This window comes from Azonexus sp. GW821-FHT04F04 (genome assembly GCF_059420025.1).
This window is the reverse complement of sequence record NZ_JBWKSX010000010.1, coordinates 57,934-72,705: the sequence shown is the minus strand read 5'-3', so window position 1 is coordinate 72,705 and position 14,772 is coordinate 57,934. Positions and strand designations below refer to the sequence as shown.

13 protein-coding genes and 1 tRNA gene are annotated in these 14,772 nt (G+C 62.1%); 11 read left to right on the top strand and 3 right to left on the bottom strand.

Annotated elements, in window-relative coordinates:
• Nucleotides 1–42: 42 nt before the first annotated feature.
• The 3 genes from AC07TV_RS17845 (at nucleotide 43) to AC07TV_RS17835 (ending at nucleotide 4,386) form a co-directional block, all read left to right on the top strand.
• On the top strand, nucleotides 43–819 hold the full coding sequence (locus AC07TV_RS17845) for a GntR family transcriptional regulator (RefSeq protein WP_494649716.1): 777 nt from the start codon (nucleotides 43–45) through the stop codon (nucleotides 817–819).
• 33 nt (nucleotides 820–852) lie between these two features.
• Nucleotides 853–3,228: a phosphoenolpyruvate synthase gene (gene ppsA, locus AC07TV_RS17840; protein WP_494649715.1), complete on the top strand. Its 2,376-nt coding sequence runs from the start codon at nucleotides 853–855 to the stop codon at nucleotides 3,226–3,228.
• 330 nt (nucleotides 3,229–3,558) lie between these two features.
• A complete protein-coding gene (locus tag AC07TV_RS17835; RefSeq protein ID WP_494649714.1) occupies nucleotides 3,559–4,386 on the top strand; it encodes a phosphate/phosphite/phosphonate ABC transporter substrate-binding protein in 828 nt (275 codons plus the stop codon).
• 309 nt (nucleotides 4,387–4,695) lie between these two features.
• Here the strand turns inward: AC07TV_RS17835 and AC07TV_RS17830 are convergent, their stop codons facing one another.
• From AC07TV_RS17830 to AC07TV_RS17820, 3 genes are all read right to left on the bottom strand, one after another.
• Entirely contained in the window at nucleotides 4,696–5,187 is a 492-nt protein-coding gene (locus AC07TV_RS17830; protein WP_494649713.1) for an RNase H family protein, read from the bottom strand.
• Nucleotides 5,188–5,477: 290 nt separating this feature from the next.
• Nucleotides 5,478–6,329: an S-formylglutathione hydrolase gene (gene fghA, locus AC07TV_RS17825; RefSeq protein ID WP_494649712.1), complete on the bottom strand. Its 852-nt coding sequence runs from the start codon at nucleotides 6,327–6,329 to the stop codon at nucleotides 5,478–5,480.
• Nucleotides 6,330–6,338: 9 nt separating this feature from the next.
• Nucleotides 6,339–7,454, bottom strand: coding sequence for an S-(hydroxymethyl)glutathione dehydrogenase/class III alcohol dehydrogenase (locus AC07TV_RS17820; protein ID WP_494649711.1), 1,116 nt, complete (start codon nucleotides 7,452–7,454; stop codon nucleotides 6,339–6,341).
• A gap of 127 nt (nucleotides 7,455–7,581) precedes the next feature.
• Here AC07TV_RS17820 and AC07TV_RS17815 point away from each other — a divergent pair, with 127 nt between their 5' ends.
• From AC07TV_RS17815 to AC07TV_RS17780, 8 genes are all read left to right on the top strand, one after another.
• Nucleotides 7,582–8,493 carry a LysR family transcriptional regulator gene (locus AC07TV_RS17815; RefSeq protein WP_494649709.1) on the top strand — a complete coding sequence of 304 codons (912 nt, stop codon included), beginning with the start codon at nucleotides 7,582–7,584 and terminating at the stop codon, nucleotides 8,491–8,493.
• Nucleotides 8,494–8,582: 89 nt separating this feature from the next.
• Nucleotides 8,583–10,505, top strand: coding sequence for a DNA repair helicase YoaA (yoaA, locus tag AC07TV_RS17810; RefSeq protein WP_494649708.1), 1,923 nt, complete (start codon nucleotides 8,583–8,585; stop codon nucleotides 10,503–10,505).
• A gap of 5 nt (nucleotides 10,506–10,510) precedes the next feature.
• Nucleotides 10,511–11,644 carry a hypothetical protein gene (locus AC07TV_RS17805; RefSeq protein WP_494649707.1) on the top strand — a complete coding sequence of 378 codons (1,134 nt, stop codon included), beginning with the start codon at nucleotides 10,511–10,513 and terminating at the stop codon, nucleotides 11,642–11,644.
• A gap of 17 nt (nucleotides 11,645–11,661) precedes the next feature.
• Nucleotides 11,662–12,168: a molybdopterin-guanine dinucleotide biosynthesis protein B gene (gene mobB, locus AC07TV_RS17800; protein WP_494649706.1), complete on the top strand. Its 507-nt coding sequence runs from the start codon at nucleotides 11,662–11,664 to the stop codon at nucleotides 12,166–12,168.
• Nucleotides 12,162–13,370 carry a molybdopterin molybdotransferase MoeA gene (locus tag AC07TV_RS17795; protein WP_494649705.1) on the top strand — a complete coding sequence of 403 codons (1,209 nt, stop codon included), beginning with the start codon at nucleotides 12,162–12,164 and terminating at the stop codon, nucleotides 13,368–13,370. The genes mobB and AC07TV_RS17795 overlap by 7 nt, the downstream gene beginning before the upstream one ends.
• Nucleotides 13,367–13,615, top strand: a complete 249-nt coding sequence (moaD, locus tag AC07TV_RS17790) for a molybdopterin converting factor subunit 1 (RefSeq protein ID WP_494649704.1) — start codon at nucleotides 13,367–13,369, stop codon at nucleotides 13,613–13,615. Before AC07TV_RS17795 ends, moaD begins: the two co-directional genes overlap by 4 nt.
• 17 nt (nucleotides 13,616–13,632) lie before the next feature.
• Nucleotides 13,633–14,556 (top strand): ribosome biogenesis GTPase YlqF, encoded by a 924-nt coding sequence (ylqF, locus tag AC07TV_RS17785; protein WP_494649703.1) that lies wholly within the window; start codon nucleotides 13,633–13,635, stop codon nucleotides 14,554–14,556.
• A 100-nt stretch (nucleotides 14,557–14,656) separates the two neighbouring features.
• A tRNA-Asn gene (locus tag AC07TV_RS17780) sits at nucleotides 14,657–14,732 on the top strand.
• Nucleotides 14,733–14,772: the final 40 nt, after the last annotated feature.

Below are 14,772 nucleotides of genomic sequence, written 5' to 3'. Positions count from 1 at the left end.
GGTGATTAAAATGCGCTGGTCTTACCAATCATGCCGAGCCCGATGCCCCTCAATAAAGTGCAGGTCCCGCGTATTTCCGATGCCGTCGCTGCTTCGCTGGAGCGCCGCATCCTGGAAGGCTCGCTGAAATCCGGCGACCGCCTTCCGCCGGAGCGCGAACTGGCGACCGAGTTTGGCGTCTCGCGGCCGTCGCTGCGTGAAGCGATCCAGAAACTGGCATCCAAGGGCATGGTACAGAGTAAGCAGGGCGGTGGCACTTATGTCACCAATGCGCTCGAAGCGACTTTCTTCGACCCGTGGCAGGACATGATGGGCAGCCATCCGAACCTGCGCGAAGACATGCTCGAATTCCGCCGCATGCTTGAAGGCCAGGCCGCAGAGTGGGCCGCCGAACGCGCCACCGAAGCCGATTTGACGCGGCTCGGCCAGCGCTTCGCGGCACTGAATGCAACCTTTACCAACGAAAACATGGATCAGCGCTCCGAAGCCGACATCGCCTTTCATCAGGCCGTCGGCGAGGCTGCCCACAATGCGCTGCTCGGCCATCTGTCGTCGGCCCTGCTGCGCCTCATGCACGACAACATTCGCCTCAACCTCGGCGAACTGAAAACCGTGCCGGCGGCCGGCAACTTGCTCAAGAGCCAGCACGCCGCCATCTACGAAGCAATCGTCGGCCGCAAGCCGCAAGCGGCCCGCGCTGCCGCCGAAACGCACATCGACTTCGTTCGCGAAACGCTGGCCCAGACGCTGCGCAGCGTTGCCCGCCGCGAAACCGCTGCCCGTCGTCTCAGTCCTGATTTTTCCGACTCCACTTCCTGATTTTCAATTCAACTTTCCTGCAAGGAACCCCCCATGGAACCGCTCGTCCTACCTTTCGAAAAACTCCGAATGAACGACGTCGACAAAGTCGGCGGCAAGAATTCCTCCCTTGGCGAAATGATCAGCCAGCTGGCCGATACCGGTGTTCGCGTGCCGGGCGGTTTTGCCACGACGGCGGATGCCTACCGCGATTTTCTCGCCCAGTCCGGCCTCGACAACAAGATCAACGCCGTGCTCGATGCACTCGATGTTGACGACGTCAATGCCCTGGTCAAGGCCGGTGCCGAGATCCGCCAGTGGATCATGGACACCCCGTTCCCGATGGACCTGACCATCGCCATCACCGAGCAGTACCAGCGCCTGGTCGCCGATTCCACCACCGACATGTCCTTCGCCGTGCGTTCTTCCGCCACTGCCGAAGACTTGCCGGATGCTTCCTTCGCCGGTCAGCAGGAAACCTTCCTGAACATCGTCGGCCTGGAAAACATCCTGCATGCCATCAAGGAAGTGTTCGCCTCCCTGTACAACGACCGCGCCATTTCCTACCGCGTGCACAAGGGCTTCGTCCATGCCGACGTTGCCCTGTCGGCCGGTATCCAGCGCATGGTTCGCTCTGACAAGGGTGCCGCCGGCGTGATGTTCACGCTCGACACCGAATCCGGTTTCCGTGATGCCGTTTTCGTGACCTCCAGCTATGGCCTCGGCGAAACCGTCGTCCAGGGCGCCGTCAATCCGGACGAGTTCTACGTGCACAAGCCCATGCTGGCCGCCGGCAAGAAGGCTGTCGTGCGTCGCAACCTCGGCTCGAAGATGATCAAGATGACCTTCTCGGCTGAGAAGGTTGCCGGCAAGTCGGTGATCACCGAGGACGTCGAGGAATCCCTGCGTCACCAGTTCTCGCTCAATGACGACGAAGTCATGGAGCTGGCCCGCTACGCCATGATCATCGAGAAGCACTACGGTCGTCCGATGGACATCGAGTGGGGCAAGGACGGTATCGACGGCAAGCTCTACATCCTGCAGGCCCGTCCGGAAACCGTTCAGTCGCAGGCTGGCGCCGGCAAGGTTGAAAAATTCAAGCTCAAGTCCTTCTCCAAGGTGCTCGCCTCCGGCCGCGCCATCGGCCAGAAGATCGGTGTCGGCCCGGTCCGCATCGTCAAGGATCCGAAGGAAATGGATCAGGTCAAGCCGGGTGACGTGCTCGTCGCCGACATGACCGACCCGAACTGGGAACCGGTCATGAAGCGCGCTTCGGCCATCGTCACCAACCGTGGCGGCCGTACCTGCCACGCCGCCATCATCGCCCGCGAACTGGGCATCCCGGCCATCGTCGGTTGCGGTGACGCCACTGAAACGCTGACCGAAGGCGAAATCGTGACAGCTAGCTGCACGGAAGGCGACACCGGCCACGTCTATCGCGGCAGCCTCGATTACGAGATCACCTCGCGTGACATCTCGGCCATGCCGGACGTCCCGGTCAAGGTCATGATGAACGTCGGCAACCCGGAACTGGCCTTCGAATTTGCCCAACTGCCGAACGCCGGCGTTGGTCTGGCCCGCGTCGAGTTCATCATCAACAACGTCATCGGCATCCACCCGAAGGCCATCCTCGATGTCGAGCGCCTGCCGGCTTCGAAGCGCGACGAAATCAAGCGCCGCGCCCGTGGCTACGCATCGCCGAAGGAATTCTTCGTCGAGAAGCTGGTTGAAGGCGTCTCCACGATCGCCGCCGCCTTCTGGCCGAACCCGGTCATCGTCCGTCTGTCCGACTTCAAATCCAACGAGTACCGCAAGCTGCTCGGCGGCGAACTCTACGAGCCGGAAGAAGAAAACCCGATGCTCGGCTTCCGTGGCGCCTCGCGTTACATCGCCCAGTCCTTCCGCGACTGTTTCGAGATGGAATGCCGCGCCATGAAGAAGGTCCGCGAAGAAATGGGCCTGACCAACGTCCAACTGATGGTGCCGTTCGTCCGTACCGTTGGCGAAGGTCAGGGCGTCGTCGATCTGCTGGCCGAACATGGCCTCAAGCAGGGCGAGAACGACCTCAAGCTGATCATGATGTGCGAAATCCCGTCCAACGCCCTGTTGGCCGAAGATTTCCTCAAGATCTTCGACGGCTTCTCGATCGGCTCCAACGACCTGACCCAGCTCACCCTCGGCCTCGACCGGGACTCCGGCCTGGTCGCCAACCTCTTCGACGAACGCGATCCGGCCGTCAAGATGCTGCTCGCCATGGCCATCTCGGCTGCCAACAAGATGGGCAAATACATCGGCATCTGCGGCCAGGGCCCGTCCGACCACCCCGATCTGGCCGAATGGCTCATGGATCAGGGCATCAACAGCATCTCGCTGAACCCGGATACCGTGGTCGACACCTGGACGCAACTGGCCAGCCACAAGAAGGGTTAATTGCTGCGGCGGCCGTGGAAACCACGGTCAACCGGAAAAATGAGCCAAAAATGAAAAGGCCGGGAGCGATCCCGGCCTTTTTTTGAGTGCTATTTGCAGGATGAAGGCGTCGATCGAGAGTGTCCCTAAATCCCCCGAGTTGTTGCGCCTTCGTTTTGTTAGGTCGGTGCGGTTGATGGGTTTGTTGAATATTGCAGTTTATTGAAAAATAATTGTATTAAATAACAAAACCAATATATGGAAATTGAGTTTTCCGTTTATTCTTTGTGGGCAAATTGGCGACAAATGACCTGAATATATAGCCAATTTATTCCCCATGGAGACACTCGGATGCGACTTATTCTTTACTTTTGCTTTGCCCTTTTTGTCGTGTTTTCCCCTGCAACACATGCGGAGAGCGGCGCGAAGAAACAATTGGTCTTCGCGGTCAGTGAAGGCACTTCTGGCGGTATTGACGCTGAAACTGCCCGCACGAAATATCAGCCACTGGCTGATATTCTCGGTCGTGCCATCAATGCCGATATCAAGGTGGCCTTTGTTCGCGAGTTTTCAACCCTGGAAAAGGGAATGAAGGATGACCTGTACGATCTGGTCGTCGCACGGCCCTCGGATTACCCGGCCCGTGGCTTGCGCGACTACCGCTACAATTTTGTTGCCACGGCGAAGCCGGATGGCCAGTGCATTCTGATAGTGCACAAGGATTCGTCGATCAAGACCGTATCTGATCTGAAGGGAAAGAGCTTTGTCTTGCCGGAGACGAAGGCGTACATGACCCGATTCTGCCGCGCCGAACTTCGTGATCAGGGTGTTGTTGTCGAGAATGAGCGGGTCACCTACGTGCGTGAGCAGGGGGCGATTCCGTTTGCTATCGAGAACAGGATTTCTGATGTCGGCGGCATTGCTTCTTACTCTGGCGCCTACGCGAAGTGGATCAAGGGCGAGCATCGGGTTTTGCATCAATCGAGGTCGCAACCCTATATGCCACTGGTGGCCTCACACCGCGTCAGTGCCGAGCAGATTGGGAAGATGCAGCGGGCGCTGAACGAGATGGGCAGCACGGACAGCGGTAGCCAAATTCTGAAGCGACTCGGGATCACCAGTTTCGTGACGACCGACGAGGGCCGCCTGCGCAAGTTGCTCGAGTGGTTGGGCGTCTGACGATAAACCCGGCAGGCATTCCCTTTTGCTGGTCATTGCACAACGAATCGCAACATTGGTTTTTTCCTTTCCACGGTCAACCGGAAAAAAGGGCCAAAAATGAAAAGGCCGGGAGCGATCCTGGCTTTTTTCTTTTTCAAAATGAAAGTCTGGTGTGCGCCTGGCCGCCTGCCTGCGCTGTTCGCCAATTGGCCGCTATCGGTTATTGACGCAAATGCGGTACCGACCCCGGCAACGCTGGTTTTGGCGCTGGCAGGGCTGTTTGGCCTTGAATTCACTTGTCGCCGGCGTCATGGATAAGCCGGGGGGCTAGCTCGCGGCCTCCGCGGCGTGCTGATCGGCCAGAATGTTGCCCCGGCAACTGCCGTGTCCCTTGATCCAGCAAACGGACGCATTGGCCAGCGTGTCGCCTAGTTCATGCTGGCCAAGCATCTGCTGCAACACGGGATCCTGTTCCAGACCCTCGGTCTTGCTGCGATTCAGGCGAAGCACTGCGTCCTGATTGTCCGAAAACAAGGCGAGCGGCCGGTCGGGGAACAAGTCTCGGGCCTGTTCAAGTGCAAACAGGGTGGCCTGCAGTTCGAGTTCGTTGCTGCCAATGATGGGCACGGTGCGCGACCTGATTACCGCGTCGCTGTCCGGCGTGGCAAAGAGGACGGCGGCCAGTCCGCCATGTCGTTTCTGGCTGGCATCGCTGAAGACTTGCAGGTGCCCGGCGTAGAGCGGGGCGAGTCGCAAGGGCAGTGGATTCACCGACGGGTAAATGACGCGAACAATTTTCTTTTTTCGTCTTTTCGACATGCTGGCTGCTGGGCGAATGCGTTGCCTGGAAGGATAGCCGAAAGTGCAGCCCTGAAAAGGCGAAAGCCTCGTACCGGGGGGAGTACGAGGCTTTCTGGACGGCCCGGGGAGGGGGAGGTGGGTTGGGCCGTCAGGGCTGATGTCTGGTCAGCGCATGTGTCCAAGATAAGGGACAGGCCGGCGGACTTCAAGTAACCGTTTGCAACAGTGCGTGTCGTTGTGTGCGCAGCCATATTGCGCTGGCGCAGAGCACCTCGCCATCTGCTTTCTGACCCAAGGCGGCGCAATTCTCATGCTGACGGCAGGAGCGCCCGGGCGTGATGGCGCAAGTGATCTTCGATGAAACTGGCGATGAAGTAATAGCTGTGGTCATAGCCGTGCTGCATGCGCAAGTCAAGCGGGTGTCCGGCAGCCAGCGCGGCGACCTGCAAGACCTCCGGTTTGAGCTGGACGGTCAGAAACTGGTCGCGGTCGCCTTGGTCGATCAGGATGGGCAGTTTTTCGGCGGCCGTGACAATGAGCTGGCTGGCGTCCCATTCGCGCCATTGTGAGCGGTCTTCGCCGAGGTAGCGCGAGAAGGCTTTTTCGCCCCAGGGCACGATCATCGGGTTGCAGATCGGTGCGAAGGCCGAGAGCGACTGGTAGCGGCCCGGATTGCGCAGGGCGCAGACCAGCGCGCCGTGGCCGCCCATCGAATGGCCGCTGATGCCGCGCTGGTCGGAAACCGCGAAGCTGGCCTCGATCAAGGCCGGCAGTTCATGCACAACGTAGTCGTGCATCCGGTAATGCTGCGCCCACGGTGCTTGCGTCGCGTTGAGGTAAAAGCCGGCGCCGTGGCCGAAATCCCAGCCGCCGTCCGGGTCGCCCGGTACGTCATCGCCGCGTGGGCTGGTGTCGGGGGCAACGATGACCATGCCGAGTTCGGCGGCAACCCGATGGGCGCCGGCTTTCTGCATGAAGGTCTCGTCGGTGCAGCTCAGGCCCGAAAGCCAGTAGAGCACCGGCAGCTTCTCGCCGCTTTCGATCTGCGGCGGCAGATAGATCGAGAACGTCATGTCGCAGCCGAGCGTGGCCGAACGGTGTCGGTAGCGCTTGTGCCAACCACCGGCGCTTTTCTGGCAGGAGAGATTTTCGAGCGTCATCGGGGCGCCTTAAAAGTGAATGACCGTGCGGATGCTCTTGCCTTCGTGCATCAGGTCGAAGGCCGTGTTGATCTCTTCGAGCGGCATGGTGTGGGTGATGAAGGTGTCGAGCGGGATTTCGCCGGTGCGCGCCTTCTCGACGTAACCCGGCAACTCGGTACGGCCCTTGACGCCGCCAAAGGCCGAACCGCGCCAGACGCGGCCGGTGACGAGCTGGAAGGGGCGGGTGGAGATTTCCTGCCCGGCCCCGGCGACGCCAATGATGGTCGATTCGCCCCAACCCTTGTGGCAGCACTCCAGCGCGGCGCGCATCAGGCCCACGTTGCCGACGCACTCGAAGGAGTAATCGACGCCGCCGTCGGTCATTTCGACAATGAGTTCCTGAATCGGGACGTCGAAATGTTTCGGATTGACGCAGTCGGTGGCGCCCAGTTTGCGGGCGATCTCGAACTTGGCCGGGTTGATGTCGATGGCGATGATGCGCGACGCCTTGGCCATCTTGGCGCCGATGATCGCCGCCAGGCCGATGCCGCCCAGCCCGAAGACGGCGACGGTGGCACCTTCTTCGACTTTTGCCGTGTTGAGCACGGCGCCGATGCCGGTGGTGACGCCGCAGCCGAGCAGACAGACCTTTTCGAGCGGCGCGTCCTTCGGGACCTTGGCCAGCGAGATTTCCGGCAGCACGGTGTATTCGGAGAAAGTCGAGCAGCCCATGTAGTGGTAGATCGACTGGCCGTTGTAGGAGAAACGCGTCGTGCCGTCCGGCATCAGGCCCTTGCCCTGCGTGGCACGCACGGCCTGGCAGAGGTTGGTCTTGCCCGACAGGCAGAACTTGCACTTGCCGCATTCGGCCGTGTACAGCGGAATCACGTGGTCGCCGACGGCCAGCGAGGTGACGCCTTCGCCGATGGCTTCAACGATGCCGCCACCTTCATGGCCGAGAATGGACGGGAAGATGCCTTCCGGATCGTCGCCGGACAGGGTGAAGGCATCGGTGTGGCAGACACCGGAGGCGACGATGCGGACCAGAACTTCGCCGGCCTTGGGCGCCTCGACATCGACTTCGACGATTTGCAGGGGCTGGCCAGCAGCAAAGGCAACGGCGGCGCGGGACTTGATCGACATGGCTGAACTCTCGGAATGGTGACAATGCTGCTGAGTATAATTAGCGCCTGGTTGCGGATAAATTGCCGTTCAAGGAATGATTGTTGCTGAATAGGGATAATCGAACTCGCCGGGGAGGGCGCCGAAAATGAGTCGCTGGGAAGGTCTGGATGAGTTTGTCGCCGTCGCCGAGTGCGGCAATTTCTCGCGCGCCGCCGAGCGTCTGCGCCTGTCGTCGTCGCACGTCAGCCGGCAGGTGGCCCTGCTCGAAGAGCGCCTGCAGGCCCGGCTACTCTACCGTACAACGCGCCGCGTCTCGCTTACCGAAGCCGGCCAGACTTTCCTCGCCCGCTGCCAGCGCCTGATCGAGGAACGCGACGAAGCCTTCCTGACCATTGGCGACCTGCACAGCGCGCCGACCGGACTGCTGCGCATGACAGCGGCCGTCGCCTACGGCGAGCGTTTCATCGTGCCGCTGGTCAATGAGTTCATGGCCGGCTACCCGGCGCTCAAGGTCGAAATCGAACTGACCAATCGCACCCTCGACATGGTCCATGAAGGTTTCGACCTGGCCGTCCGCCTCGGCCGGCTCAGCGAATCGAGCCTGGTCGCCACCCGGCTGGCGCCACGCGCCATGTATTTGTGCGCCGCGCCGGCCTACCTGGAAAAATACGGCCGGCCGCATACGCTGTCCGAATTGGGCCAGCATAACTGCCTGATCGGTAGCAGCGACATCTGGAGCTTTCAGCACGACGGGCGGGAGTTCCAGTTCCGGGCTAGCGGCAACTGGCGGTGCAACAGCGGCCAGGCCGTGCTTGATGCCGCGCTGCGCGGTTTCGGCCTGTGCCAGTTGCCGGACTATTACGTCCTCGAACCCCTGCGCCGGGGTGAGCTGGTGTCGTTGCTCGAAGCCAACCAGCCGCCGAACACCGCTGTCTGGGCCGTTTATCCGCAACGGCGTTATTCGCTACCCAAGGTGCGTCTGCTGGTCGATGCGCTCAAGGCCGGGTTGGCTTTGTGCCCAGAATATCGGGGGCTGGCTGGCGATCAAACCGTATGAGTCTTTTTCACTAGCCTCACAGCCCGCCGTTTTCCTCGGCAGACCTCGCATCTGCTAAGATTCGGCCCTGATTTTTCAGGCTTCTTCCCTTGTCTTCCCTCCCGGAAATATTCTCTCCCGAAGGCCCGCTCGCCCGGGCCATCAGCGGCTATCGCATCCGCGAACAGCAGCTCGACATGGCCGAGCGCATCGCCGCCGCCATCAAGGGCTGTTCGGTCTTCATCGCCGAGGCCGGCACCGGCACGGGCAAGACATTCGCCTACCTCGTCCCGGCGCTGCAGTCGAATGGCAAGGTGATTGTGTCCACCGGCACCAAGACCCTGCAGGATCAGCTGTTCAATAAAGACCTGCCGATGGTTCGCGACGCCCTCAAGGCGCCGGTCAAGATCGCGCTACTCAAGGGCCGGGCCAACTACGTTTGTCCCTACCATCTGCAACACGCCATCGCCGACGGCCGTTTCCTGACCCGCGAAGACGCCGCCGACGCCCGTCGCATCTCGGTCTTCGCCAAGACCACGCAGAGTGGCGACAAGGCTGAATGCATTGAGGTTTCCGAGAATTCGCCGGTGTGGGGCCACGCCACGTCGACGCGCGACAACTGCCTCGGCCAGGATTGCCCGGACTACAAGGAATGCTTCGTCATGCTCGCCCGGCGCGAGGCGATGGCGGCCGATCTGGTTGTCGTTAATCACCACCTGTTCTTCGCCGACGTGATGCTCCGCGACGAAGGCATGGCCGAACTGCTCCCCGCCTGCAATACGGTCATCTTCGACGAAGCGCACCAGTTGCCGGAAGTGGCGACGCTGTTTTTCGGCGACAGCATTTCGACGGCGCAGGTGCTCGATCTGGCCCGCGACGTCCGCGCCGAAGCGCTGACCAACGCCCGCGACTGCCTGGCGTTGCCGGAAACCAGCAAGAAAGTCGAAAAAGCCGCCAAGGATCTGCGCCTGGCCGTCGGCGTCGATAGCGGCCGCTTCTCCTACGGTCAACTGGAAGAAAAGCCCGATTTTGAAATCGCGCTGAAGGCGCTCGAAGCCGAGGTTGTCGCCTTCGCCGCCTTGCTCGAAACCCAGGCCGAGCGCGCCGAGGGGCTGGAGAAATGCTGGCAACGCGCCACCGAGCTCGTCCAGCATCTTGCTCAGTGGCAGAACCCGACGCCCGGTTACGTCCGCTGGGCCGAAGCCTTCACCCATTCGCTGCAGCTCAACGCGACGCCGCTCAATGTCGCCGAAATCTTCCGCAAGCAGATGGGCGGCCATCCGCGGGCGTGGATCTTCACCTCGGCCACCTTGGCCGTGCAGGGCAAGTTCCATCACTACTGCGCCGAACTCGGCCTCGGCGAGCCGGATTCCGCCTGCTGGCACAGCCCCTTCGACTACGACAAGCAGGCCATCCTCTACGCGCCGCTCGGCATGCCCGACCCGAATGCGTGGAACTACACCGACGCCGTCGTCGATGCCGCCTGGCCGGCCGTCAAGGCGGCCAACGGCGGGGCCTTCTTCCTGTGCACCAGCCTGCGCGCCATGCGCCGCACGCACGAACTGCTCAAGGCCAAGCTCGAAGACGAAAACATCGACATGCCGCTGCTCGTCCAGGGCGAGGGCAGCAAGAACGACCTGCTGCAACGCTTCCGGCACCACGGCAATTCGATCCTGGTCGGCAGCCAGAGCTTCTGGGAAGGCGTCGATGTGCGCGGCGAGGCGCTGTCGCTCGTCGTCATCGACAAGATACCCTTCGCGCCGCCCGATGACCCAGTGCTCTCGGCGCGCATCGAGCAGATGAAAAAGGAAGGCCGCAACGCCTTCATGGAATACCAATTGCCGCGCGCCGTCATCAACGTCAAACAGGGCGCCGGCCGGCTGATTCGCGACGAGAACGACAAGGGCGTGCTCATGATGTGCGATCCACGACTCATATCAAAGCCGTATGGCCGCCGCGTCTGGCAAAGTCTGCCACCCATGAAACGGACCCGCGAATTGCAGGTCGTCCTCGATTTCTTCGCCAACCGGTAAAGCGGATGAAAACCATCTTCGAGCAAATGCGCGCCCAGCAGCCGCAATTCTTCTCCAGCGCTGACATCACCATCGCCGCCGGACCGATGCAGGCCATGGCCGGGATCATCACGGCCATCGAATCGGTCATCGCCATGCCGGCCTACCAGAGCCACGCGCTCGCCCAGGCGCCGGAAATCGCCCGCCTGCCGGTCAAGTCGCGCGGTGTTTTCATGGGCTATGACTTTCACCTGACCGAGACCGGCCCCAAGCTCATCGAGATCAACACCAACGCTGGTGGCGGCCTGCTCAACGCCTATCTGCTCGCCTCACACGGCAAGGTGGAAGAGGCCGCGCGGATTCGCGATGAATACGTCGCCATGTTCCGTGAGGAATGGCGCCTGGAACGCGGCGATGCACCGCTGCGCCGCATCGCCATCGTCGACGAAAACCCGGCCGAACAATTTCTCGCCCCCGAGTTCGCGCTCTTCAAGGAATTGTTCGAGCAGCACGGCATCGCCGCCGTGATCGCCGACCCAAGCGAATTCGAGAGCGACGGCCAGCGGCTATTGCACGCCGGCCAGCCCATCGACCTGATCTACAACCGCCTGACCGACTTTGCCCTTGATGCCACGGTCAACCGGAAAATTCGCGCAATTTTCGAATCGGGTGGCGTCGTCATCACGCCGCATCCACGCGCCCACGCCCTCTACGCCGACAAGCGCAACCTCATGCAGCTGTCCGACGACACCGCGCTGCAGGCGCTCGGCGTTGACGAAACAACGCGCCAGACCCTGCTCGCCGGCATCCCGAAAACCGTTGCCGTCACGCCGGAGCAGGGTGAACAATTCTGGGCCGAGCGCAAACGCTGGTTCTTCAAGCCGCCCGCCGGTTTTGGCAGCCGCGCCGCCTACCGCGGCGACAAGCTGACCAAGCGCGTCTTCGAAGAAATCCTGCACGGCGGCTACATCGCCCAGGAAATCGCCCCACCGGCCGAGTATGTCGTGCCCGTCGACGGCGTTGAAACGACCATGAAGGCCGACGTCCGCTGCTACGTCTACGCCGGCCGCATCCAGCTCGTTGCCGCCCGCCTGTACCAGGGCCAAACCACCAATTTCCGGACCCCGGGCGGCGGTTTTGCCCCGGTTTTCGTGGCCTGAGCGAGTAAAATCCGCCCATGAAAGTTTTCGGTATCGCCGGTTATTCCGGTTCCGGCAAGACGACCTTGCTGGAAAAGCTCATCCCGCAGCTGACGGCGCGTGGCCTCAAGGTGTCGGTGATCAAGCACGCCCACCACGGTTTTGACATCGACAAGCCGGGCAAGGATTCCTACCGTCACCGCGAAGCCGGCGCCAGCGAGGTGTTGCTCTCCTGCGGCGACCGCTGGGCACTGATGCACGAGCGGCGCAACGAGGTTGAGCCGACACTCGACGAACTGATCGGCCACCTGTCGCCCTGTGACCTCGTGCTGATCGAAGGTTTCAAGCAGGAACCGGTGCCCAAGCTCGAAGTCTACCGCCCGGAAAACGGCAAGCCGCCACTCTTCCCCGAGCGCAAGGACATCGTCGCCGTGGCCACCGATGCCGCCATCGAAACCGGCCTGCCGACGCTGCCGCTCAACGACTACGCCGCGATGGCCGATTTCGTCATGAACCACCTTAATTTGCAGGCCCGCCCATGCTGAGTTTTGAACAAGCCCTGGAAAAGCTGCTGGCCGCCGCCCAGCCGGTTGAGGAAATCCGCTCGCTGCCGATTACCGCCGCCGCCGGCCGCATTCTCGCCGCTTCCCAGCAATCCACCGTCGCCGTGCCGCCGCTCGACAACTCGGCCATGGACGGCTACGCCGTGCGTGTCGCCGACATTACCGCCGCCGGCGTCTGCCTGCCGGTCAGCCAGCGCATTCCGGCCGGCACGGTCGGCGCCACGCTGCAACCGGGCACCGCCGCCCGCATCTTCACCGGCGCCCCGATCCCGGCCGGTGCCGACGCCGTGATCATGCAGGAACGCTGCGAGCACGGTGAAAACGGCGTGGTCATCAACCACGTCCCGCGCGATGGCGAGAACATCCGTCGGGCTGGCGAAGACATCTCGGTCGGTGCCGAAATCCTCAAGGCCGGCGTCAAGCTGCGCCCGCAGGAAATTGCCCTGGCCGCCTCGGCTGGCTTGCCCGAACTGCCGGTCTATCGCCGCGTTCGCGTCGGCGTCTTCTTCACCGGCGACGAACTCGTCCAGCCGGGCGAACCGTTGCCGCCGGGCGCCATCTACAACTCCAACCGCTACGCCCTGCGTGCGCTGCTCGAAGGCATGGGCTGCGAAGTCCGTGACCTCGGCGCCGTGGCCGATACGCTCGAAGCCACCCGCGACGCCCTGCGCCGTGCCGCGGCCGACAACGATCTGGTCCTGACCAGTGGCGGCGTTTCGGTCGGCGAGGAAGACCACGTCAAGCCGGCCGTCGAAGCTGAAGGCCGTCTCGACATGTGGAAAATCGCCATCAAGCCCGGCAAGCCGCTGGCCTTTGGCGAAATCCGCAAAGCCGAAGGCAAGGCCTGGTTCCTCGGCCTGCCGGGCAACCCGGTCGCCGCCTTCGTGACCTTCCTGACCATGGTTCGCCCGTTCATCCTGCGTTTGCAGGGGGCGGCTAGCGTTGCGCCACGCGTCCTGAATCTGCCGTCCGCCTCGGTGTGGGGCAGGGCAGATGGCGCCCGCCTCGAATTCCTCCGCGCTTCGCTCAACGAGCAAGGCGCTGTCGAACTTTACAAAAACCAGGGCTCGGCCGTCGTCACCTCGCTGTGCTGGAGCGACGGGCTGGTCCTCAACCCGCCGGGCAACACCATCGCCGTTGGCGACACCGTGCGTTTTGTATCCTTTGCGGAGTTGCTGTCGTGAGCGTCAGGATTCTCTACTTCGCCGGCCTCAAGGAGGCCCTCGGCCTGCCCGGCGAAACCGTCGAGTTGCCAGCCGGCGTCGCCACCGTCGGCGGCTTGCGTGACTGGCTGGTCGGCCAGGGGCGCGACAAATTGGCCACCGCCAAAAACCTGCGCTGCGCCGTCAATCAGGACATGGCGAAACTTGATGCCACAATAAAAGACGGCGACGAAATTGCCTTCTTCCCGCCGGTCACCGGCGGCTGAAAATAGAAAGAAAATAAATGTCCATCCAATGGTTCCCGGGGCACATGACCCAGGCCCGCAAGAAGGCCGGCGAAACGCTGGCCGTGGCCGACGTCGTCGTCGAAGTCCTCGACGCCCGCCTGCCGCAGGCGAGCAGCAATCCGATGATCCACGAGCTGCGCGTCTTCCGTCAGCGTCCGTGCCTCAAGCTGCTCAACAAGGCCGATCTGGCCGACCCCGAAGCGACCAAGGCCTGGCTGGCCTATTTTGACGCCCAGCCCGGCGTCAAGGCCGTCGCCATTTCGTGCAAGAAAGCCAGCGACGTGGCGCGCATTCCCGGTCTGGCCCAGAAGCTGGCGCCGCACCGCAACGACGCCGTCAAGCCGCTGCGCCTGATGATCATGGGCATCCCCAACGTCGGCAAATCGACGCTCATGAACGCGCTGGTCAAGAAAAAAGTCGCCGCCGTCGGCGATCAGCCGGCCGTCACCAAGACCCAGCAACGCATCGACATCAGCAACCGCCTGACCCTCTACGACACCCCGGGCATGCTCTGGCCGAAGATCGACCACCCCATCGACGGCCTCATGCTCGCCGCCAGCCACGCCGTCGGCATCAACGCCTACATCGACGAAGAGGTTGGTACCTGGCTCGCCAACTACCTGCTCGAGGTCTATCCCAAGCTGCTCATGGCGCGCTACGGCTTTGCCACCGAAGGAATGGACGCCGTCGGCGTCATCGAAGCCATCGGCAAAAAGCGCGGCTGCGTCATCAAAGGGCGGGGCGGCGAACTCGACATGGAAAGAGCCGCCGCCATCCTTATCCTCGACTACCGCTCCGGCGCCCTCGGCCGCATCAGCCTGGAAACGCCAGCCCTCAGGGCTTCCCGGCAAGCCGAGTTGAAGGCGGCGGGCAAACTGCCGGTGAATCCGGATCTTGCGGTCGACGACGGAAAAGCCTGATTTTCAATTTATTTGCCGCTGCAAGACGCTCTCTATTGCAGCCTCTCAGCGGATTTGTATATAATCCGCGCCCTGTCAGCCGCAAGGCCGACAGTACCGTTCCTCGATAGCTCAGTCGGTAGAGCGCCGGACTGTTAATCCGTAGGTCCCTGGTTCGAGCCCAGGTCGGGGAGCCAAAAATATAAGCAAAAAGCCCAGTCAAATGACTGGGCTTTT

Excerpts from the sequence above, each read along its gene's own strand:
- AC07TV_RS17835 (WP_494649714.1), top strand. The coding sequence starts at position 3,559 with ATGCGACTTATTCTTTACTTTTGCTTTGCCCTTTTTGTCGTGTTTTCC.
- AC07TV_RS17830 (WP_494649713.1), bottom strand. The coding sequence starts at position 5,187 with ATGTCGAAAAGACGAAAAAAGAAAATTGTTCGCGTCATTTACCCGTCG.
- AC07TV_RS17845 (WP_494649716.1), top strand. The coding sequence starts at position 43 with ATGCCCCTCAATAAAGTGCAGGTCCCGCGTATTTCCGATGCCGTCGCT.
- mobB (WP_494649706.1), top strand. The coding sequence starts at position 11,662 with ATGAAAGTTTTCGGTATCGCCGGTTATTCCGGTTCCGGCAAGACGACC.
- fghA (WP_494649712.1), bottom strand. The coding sequence starts at position 6,329 with ATGACGCTCGAAAATCTCTCCTGCCAGAAAAGCGCCGGTGGTTGGCAC.
- ylqF (WP_494649703.1), top strand. The coding sequence starts at position 13,633 with ATGTCCATCCAATGGTTCCCGGGGCACATGACCCAGGCCCGCAAGAAG.
- ppsA (WP_494649715.1), top strand. The coding sequence starts at position 853 with ATGGAACCGCTCGTCCTACCTTTCGAAAAACTCCGAATGAACGACGTC.
- AC07TV_RS17820 (WP_494649711.1), bottom strand. The coding sequence starts at position 7,454 with ATGTCGATCAAGTCCCGCGCCGCCGTTGCCTTTGCTGCTGGCCAGCCC.
- AC07TV_RS17805 (WP_494649707.1), top strand. The coding sequence starts at position 10,511 with ATGAAAACCATCTTCGAGCAAATGCGCGCCCAGCAGCCGCAATTCTTC.
- AC07TV_RS17815 (WP_494649709.1), top strand. The coding sequence starts at position 7,582 with ATGAGTCGCTGGGAAGGTCTGGATGAGTTTGTCGCCGTCGCCGAGTGC.
- AC07TV_RS17795 (WP_494649705.1), top strand. The coding sequence starts at position 12,162 with ATGCTGAGTTTTGAACAAGCCCTGGAAAAGCTGCTGGCCGCCGCCCAG.